The following is a 6,889-nucleotide window of genomic DNA, read 5'->3' as shown; positions in this document are numbered from 1 at the left end:
TACACGCCGGCGAAGGTCACTGGAAAGTGCATGGGTCATCGAATCATCTCCTCGACCCAAAGAATCACACCGCCGGCACAATTGGAAGCATCCCTGATTCACTCAAAGCACACGATGCTCTAGACGATTGTTTCCGGGCCGATCCGGGATCAACAAGGTCCTGTCATCAAGAACTTTCACAAAACCCCTTGGATCACCCCGGGGACTGACATCGGCCGCGCCGTCCGGTGATTGTGTTCCGATGCATAGAAATGGCGAACGGGCCAGGAAATCCCTGGCGTGCCTGTCCAACTGCTTCTGGCATTTCTCCACCGCAATTGCGTGGGTTGGCGGGAAGAGGGATCTCAGGTCTTCCTCGTCCTTGACCAGTAATTCCGGTTTCAATTCGGTTTCCTGCGCCATGCCCTGCTCCTCCCAATGGCTGGATCACAACAGCGGCGAGACAAACTCGCAGTGGCTGCATCCGGTTCACTAGCCAGGATGATTGCAAAAGTCACGCTCGCTTCCGATTTCGGCAGGAGCGATATGATCAATCCCGCAAAATAATCAGAGGCCCAAGTCGGGTGGATTTCACGCCAAGCGCCTGGCCGAGGAAGTCAAGCGCAGCCGACGTGTCGGCGATTGCGATGGTGCCACTGACCCGGCGATCCGAAAGGCCGGCGCCAGCGAAGACGATGCGGCCGCGAATGCGGCGCTCCAACTCTTCGGCGACGAGGGAAAGCGGGGCGTTGTCCATGACCAGGACGCCGCGCCGCCATCCGAGCACGGCGTTGGCGTCGACGTCGACGATCGAGCCGTGATCGCCGTCTGAACCAATATCGATCTGCTGGCCTTCATCAAGCCGGATCGCCTGGCCCGCGTTCTCGATATCGACGCTTACGGCGTGCTGCGTGACTGTCACTTCGGTTTCCGTTTTGCCGCGGCGAATGTCGAAGGCGGTTCCGAGCGCGGTAACGCGTGTGTTGCCGGCCTCCACGGAAAACGGACGCGACGGATCGGGAGCGACGTTGAACAGCGCCTGACCGCGCAGCAGCCGGACGGCGCGCGCATTGTCAGCGTAGTCGAGGGCGATGGCGGAAGAGGCGTTTAGTTGAACCGTCGATCCGTCCTTGAGTTCGATCACCGGCAATTCGGAGATCCCGGCGACAACATCGGCCTGAAGGCGCATTGGTCCGTCGAAATAGACGAACAGACTACCCACCACGAAAAGCGCCAGGAGGAACTGGACCACCGGTTTCGCCCGGCTGGTCGGCTTGAGGTCCATATCGTTCAGGTCAGGATCCGATGAAATGGCGGATCTGGCGTCGCCCAGCAGCATTTGCGCGGCGTCATAGGCGCGCCGGTTGTCAGGATCGCAGTCGAGCCACTGATGAAACGCCCGCACGGCGTCCGGATCGAGTTCGCTGTCACGGTGACGCAGCACCCAGTCTGCGGCTTCCTGATGACGCTTGCGCTGTTGCTGCGTCAGTCGCCTTGTCGCCATGGTTTCTCCGGGCAAATTCCTGTCTTACCCTGTAAACGAATAAAGGGGATGGATTGGGACTCTACCAGTGGCTTTAGCCACTCGCGTTCTGTCAGCCCAACTCGACGAGACGGTCAAGACAGTGGGCCAATGCGCGCCTGAGATGGCGGTCGACCATGTTGCGTGAAATTTTCAGATGCGCGGCGATCTCCTCCGGCGTGTAGTGGTGGAGCCGGTGCAGAATGAAGACAGCGCGTCTGCGAACTGGCAATTCGGCGATGGCTTCTTTCAATATGCGTATGCGCGCCTTGACCTCGATGCGATAGTCGGGCGACGCCGTTTCCGCCGCGATGTCATGGACTTCATGGTCCATCGAGGCGAACAGCCGCGCCTCGAACTGCTCGCGCCTGCGCCGGTCTATGCCGAGATTGATTGCGGCGCGGCACAGAAAGGCCTTTATGGATCTCTTGTCGCGCAGCACGTCCGGCTGCGCGGCCAGCTTGACATACAGGTCATGGACAATGTCGAGGGCGCTGCCCTGGGTCAGGCCCCGACGGCCGACGGCCCTGGCGACGTCATGGTAGTAGACCTCGATGGCGTGATTCAGCAATTCATTGCCGTCGAACTGCGGATTATCAGTGGTCGCATTCCATGCGCTGGACATCGTCTCGAAGAACCCTGGAAATGTTTTGCGGGAGGCAGCCTCCGCGCCTCTCACCTTTCAAATATTGCTCCGCACACTAAAAGACGCGGGGAAAAAATATGCAATAGCAATAAGTTAGAAGAGATCTAATGCGATCAACCCAAGGCGTTTAAAATATGATCAAAATTATCATATTTATCGTTGTTTTCATTGCAATAATCGAGTTGGGCAAACATTGGCGCAGCGGAAGCGCAAGTTGAGCAAACTTTCGTCAATGTTGCATCAGGGTAACAGTGCCTGAGGCGCGACCCTCATTGACCGGCCAGTATATGGCGTTTGATATCGTCCAGAACCCGGTGCGCCGAAGTTATCCCGTGGAACCCCATCCACGTCGCCCGGTCGATGCGATGGGCGCGGCCATCGGCGACGGCGGGAAGCAGCCGCCAGATCGGGTTCTCGATTGTCGACGCCGCCAGACCGTTGTCGGGGGAGGGATCGATGCCGCTTGCAACGACGTAAAGCAGGACATCGCCGTCAAGCTCCAGAAGCTCTTCCCAGTCCGGTCGCTTGAGCATCGTCGCGTCGGTGGTGGTCTCGTAGTCTGTGCGCCGCACGCCGGCTTCGCTCAGCACGCGATAGGGCGCATAGGCTGCCGGGCCGTCGAGATAGACCTGGAAACCGAACGGCGCGACGCGAACGACGGAGACCTGCAGGTTCTCCGGCACACGCTTGCGGATTGACGCCGCCCGACGTTCGTATATGTCCATCATGGCGCGCGCGACTTCCATGCGATTGGCGATATCGGCGAGCATGAGGAACTGGTCTTTCCAGTCCATCTGCTCGAGTAGGAGCGTGGGCGCGACGTCTGACAGCCGGTCGTAGACCTGCTGGTGCAAATAGGAATACCCGATGATCAGATCGGGCTGCAGGGCGATCACGCCTTCGAGGCTCGGCTCCAACGGATGGCCAAGATCGGCGACCTCCTTTGTCTTCATCTTGTCCCGCAGCGCCTTGTCCTGAATGCCGAGGATCGGTACGCCGATGATCGGCGCGCCAAGTTCGTCCAGCATTCCGAGCGACAGCCAGGGATCCAGTGTCACGATGCGCTTCGGGTCTGATGGCGCGCATACCGGATCACCATGAATATGCTCCGAAACCAGCCGTCCGTCACAGGCTGCCGACGCCGTCGGCGCCGACAGCGTCAGGAGCAGAATGACGCCGAACAGGAGCGAGGCATTTGTCCTGTAGTGTGTCAGAACTTCGCCTTGAGGTTCACGCCGAAGAGCCTGCTGGGCCCGATTTGGGCGAATTGCGGTACGCCGTCGAGTTCCGTCATGGTGTAGTAGCGCTCGTCCAGGAGGTTTTCTGCAAAGGCGTTGATCTCCCAGTTGTTGCGCCGGACGCCGGCCTGAAGGTTCACGAGGAAGCGCGAATCCATGCGGTCGAGCGGCGGGTTCGTGCTGAAACGGGCCGTATAATCGGAGAGGAACTTGGCGTCGCCGCCGATATAGAAACCGTTGTCGAAGGTGTAGAGCCCGCCGAAAGCGACCGTCCACTCCGGCGCTTCCGGAAAGGCTTCGCCTTCGAGATCGCCGTAGATCGAATGGTAGAAATCCTCGAACTCGGTGTGCAGATAGCCGACCGATGCGAAGAGCGACAGATTGTCGTTGACGTCGTAACTGGGTTCGAACTCGAAACCATAGGCGAAGGATGACGCCGCGTTGCTGACAATGGTGCCGGTCGGCACGCCCGGGTCGGCATAGGTTTCAATCTGCTGGTCGGTGTACTGGGTGTAGAACAGGTTGGCGTTGACCCTCAGACGTTTATCCAGGAACAGGCCCTTGTAGAAGATCTCGTAGTTGTTGGCGAATTCCGGATCGTAGGAGACGGCTTCGCCGGACACCGGATCGACATAGAAACCACCGGTGCGAAAGCCCTGTGAAAACGAGAAACCGGTCGAATGGTCCTCGTTGAATTCCCGGGTGAGGACGATCTTGGGTACGAAGTTGACTTCGCTGATCTCGGCCGTGTTGGCGGCGGTGGACGTGCTGTAGCCGATATAGGTCAGGAGGTCCGTTTCGTCGGTCTTCTCCGTGAGGTAGTCGAGGCGTCCGCCGACCGTTAGTTTCCAGCCGGGTGTGAATTCGTAAGTCGCTTCGCCGAAAGCCGCGAGGTTGGTGGTCCATCTTTCGTAAAACTGCTCCTGCTCGATGGACCATTCGGTGAGCCGGGCGAAGAAGCTCGAATCCTGATATTCGTAGCTGCCGAAGAGGCCGGCGACCCAGCTCCAGCGGTCCTGATCGTAGTTCAGCCGCAGTTCCTGCGAAAAGAGCGTGTCGTAGTAGGCGCCGTAGAATGCGTTGTCGATATTCGGCGTGCCGTTGTCGATCGACTCACGCGCCGTGATCCCGTGGCTGAGACCAGTCTGGGAGGTGAAAATGAGCGCGTCCGAGAATTCATGCGTCACCTCCAGTCCGAGATTGTGCACGTCGATTTCCCGGTACTCGGCGAATGTCGTGAACTGATAGAAGTCTCCACGGTCGCCAATATCCGGCCCGACCAGGCGTTCGTTCGGGCGGTCCTTGGAATAGGAGTAGGTGAACAGCGCCTGCGTGTCCGGCATTTCGTCGGGTGCAAAAAGCAGCTTGGCGCGAATATTCCCGCTCAGTTCGGTCGTGAAGTTGTCGTAATTTGCAAGACCGTAGTACTCGGGATACTCGATTTCGGTGGTCAGTTGCTCGTATTCGCCGGCGATGCGCAGCGCCAGTCCCGCGTCCTCGCTGATCGGCGTGTTGATGATGAACGCGCCGCCGGCAAGGTCCTTGTTGCCGAAGCGGGTCGACAGAACCAGTTCGGTGTCGAAGGTCGGGTCCTTCGTCTTGACGTAGATCGCGCCAGCCGTCGCGGCTCTTCCGCTGAGCGTGGATTGCGGACCGCGATAGACCTCGACCTGCTCGGCGTCCCACAGGCTGCGCGCGCCGAAGCGGGAGTTGTAACGGCTCTGCAAGACGCCATCGACATAGATTGAGCCCATTGGCGCGCCAGCCGGGGAAAAGCCCTCGAAGTTCATGCCGCGCACGACGATGCCGGTGTTGTTGGTCGCGCCCTTTTCGACGTTCGCAAGGCGCCGCAAAGATTGCGGGAGATACTGGATCTGGCCGTAATCGATGTCCTGCGCCGTCACAACGCCGACGCTGGCGCTTGTGTCCTGCAGGGTGGTTGCGTCCTTGGCGCCGTAGACGTAGATCGTGTCCAGCAGAACGCTGCCGTCCGCTGAAAGCGGCGCGCCTTCCATTTCGAGCGCAACCTGATCGGCGGCGGCGAAACTGGCGGTCACGTCGGTTCCGGCGAGCACCGCGTCGAGCGCTTCATCCGGCGTCATCGTGCCCGTGACGCCGTTGGTGGTCTTGCCATTCGCAAGGTTCGCGTCGAAAAGGATTTGCAGGCCGGTCTGCGCGGCGAGATCGTTGAGCGCCCGCGTCAGCGACCCGGCCGGAACCGAGATCGGCTGTTGCGCGATCTGCGCCGATACGGGATGTGAGGAAAGCGCGGGCAGCGCCGCTCCGATCATGATTGCTGCGCCGGCGAGCAGCGCATAGCGCCGCCTGCGGATGCATGTATTTCCTGTATCGTCCGGTCTCTGACCTGCCATGAAAAGCCCCCGTTCACCCGGCGCTGACGACGCCGCACATTTTGACTGCATTCCGGACGCTGAAGGTCCGCTTGCAATGGTGACGACTGGCTTTTGCGGTTTGGGACTCTCAGGTTATGAAAAATATGCCTACTTAATTCAACTTTTCACATGGAAGTCCGCGTTCGCAGCAGCAGTCGAGACAGGGAAGCGTCTTGCCACGTTCTCCAGGCGCTGCTATCTGTGCATCAGGCCAACACAAATCAAAGGAGGTTGCCTATGTCACCGCGGGACGCATAATCCGGCAGTATCAGGACTTCTGCCTTAAAAGAGGCATCGAATTTTCGCGTATCGAATCCGTACGGCCGCACGACGACACCACGCTGTTCTGCAGCGCAGGAATGCAGCAGTACAAATCATTCTTCTCCGATCCTTTCCATACCGGAACCATCGCCAACAGCCAGGCCTGCCTGCGCATGGGCGATCTCGACGAAATCGGAGACGGAAGCCACTTCCTCCATTTCACTATGCTCGGGCTTTTCTCCTTCCGTGAGATGAACGTCGGCCAGGCAATTGAATTCTGGCTCGATTTTCTCGCAGAAACGGGGATCGAGCCCGATTACGTCACGATTCATCCGGATCGTATGGCGGAATGGTCCCCACTTTTTCGCGGGCGCATACCGATCGTCGCCGAACCGGAATGCACGTGGAGCGACGGCAATATAAACGGATATTGCACAGAGTTTCACAAAGACGGAATCGAGATCGGAAACATCGTCAATCCGCTTGGAACCTGCATCGATGCGGGTTTCGGGTTGGAGCGGCTCGACATGCTTGTGAACGGCGCACCGCCGGCAGATGCGCTTGATACGCTCTGCGATACAGTGATGCGGGTGATCGAAAGCGGATATCGACCTGGCAATAAGGAACAGGGATATGTCCTGCGCAAGCTGCTGCGTCGGATTTATTCACTGGGCGGCGGCCTCGACCACCCATTCTTTATCGAGGAAGTCCATCGTCAGCAGAGTCTTCGCGACAAATATCAGCGCCTTCGCGACCAACATCCCGACAAGGAACCGGAATGGTGGTTCGATACGCATGGTATCGATCTCGACGAGATGAAAGAATGACGACGCGCTGAAATAAAATGCCG

General features: G+C 58.8%; 5 protein-coding genes and 1 pseudogene. 1 reads left to right on the top strand and 5 read right to left on the bottom strand.

Annotation, left to right across the window (positions count from 1 at the left end; genetic code table 11):
* Positions 1-117: 117 nt before the first annotated feature.
* The 5 genes and pseudogenes from AAFN47_RS24735 to AAFN47_RS24715 form a co-directional block, all read right to left on the bottom strand.
* Positions 118-402, bottom strand: a pseudogene (locus AAFN47_RS24735) (pyridoxamine 5'-phosphate oxidase family protein); the annotation flags it as partial.
* A 127-nt stretch (positions 403-529) separates the two neighbouring features.
* Positions 530-1,483 carry a FecR family protein gene (locus tag AAFN47_RS24730; RefSeq protein ID WP_499811944.1) on the bottom strand — a complete coding sequence of 318 codons (954 nt, stop codon included), beginning with the start codon at positions 1,481-1,483 and terminating at the stop codon, positions 530-532.
* 91 nt (positions 1,484-1,574) lie between these two features.
* The gene (locus AAFN47_RS24725; protein WP_499811943.1) at positions 1,575-2,126 is read right to left on the bottom strand and encodes an RNA polymerase sigma factor; all 552 of its coding nucleotides are present in this window, start codon (positions 2,124-2,126) and stop codon (positions 1,575-1,577) included.
* A gap of 290 nt (positions 2,127-2,416) precedes the next feature.
* Entirely contained in the window at positions 2,417-3,205 is a 789-nt protein-coding gene (locus AAFN47_RS24720) for an iron-siderophore ABC transporter substrate-binding protein (RefSeq protein WP_499811942.1), read from the bottom strand.
* 152 nt (positions 3,206-3,357) lie between these two features.
* The gene (locus AAFN47_RS24715) at positions 3,358-5,757 is read right to left on the bottom strand and encodes a TonB-dependent receptor (RefSeq protein ID WP_499811941.1); all 2,400 of its coding nucleotides are present in this window, start codon (positions 5,755-5,757) and stop codon (positions 3,358-3,360) included.
* A gap of 194 nt (positions 5,758-5,951) precedes the next feature.
* Between AAFN47_RS24715 and AAFN47_RS24710 the strand changes: the two genes are divergently transcribed.
* Complete coding sequence (locus AAFN47_RS24710) at positions 5,952-6,866, top strand: alanine--tRNA ligase-related protein (RefSeq protein ID WP_499811939.1); 915 nt, start codon at positions 5,952-5,954, stop codon at positions 6,864-6,866.
* Positions 6,867-6,889: the final 23 nt, after the last annotated feature.

The sequence above is a fragment of the Hoeflea sp. CAU 1731 genome (genome assembly GCF_039888615.1).
GTDB lineage: Bacteria > Pseudomonadota > Alphaproteobacteria > Rhizobiales > Rhizobiaceae > Flavimaribacter.
This window is presented reverse-complemented; position numbering and strand designations above follow the sequence as displayed.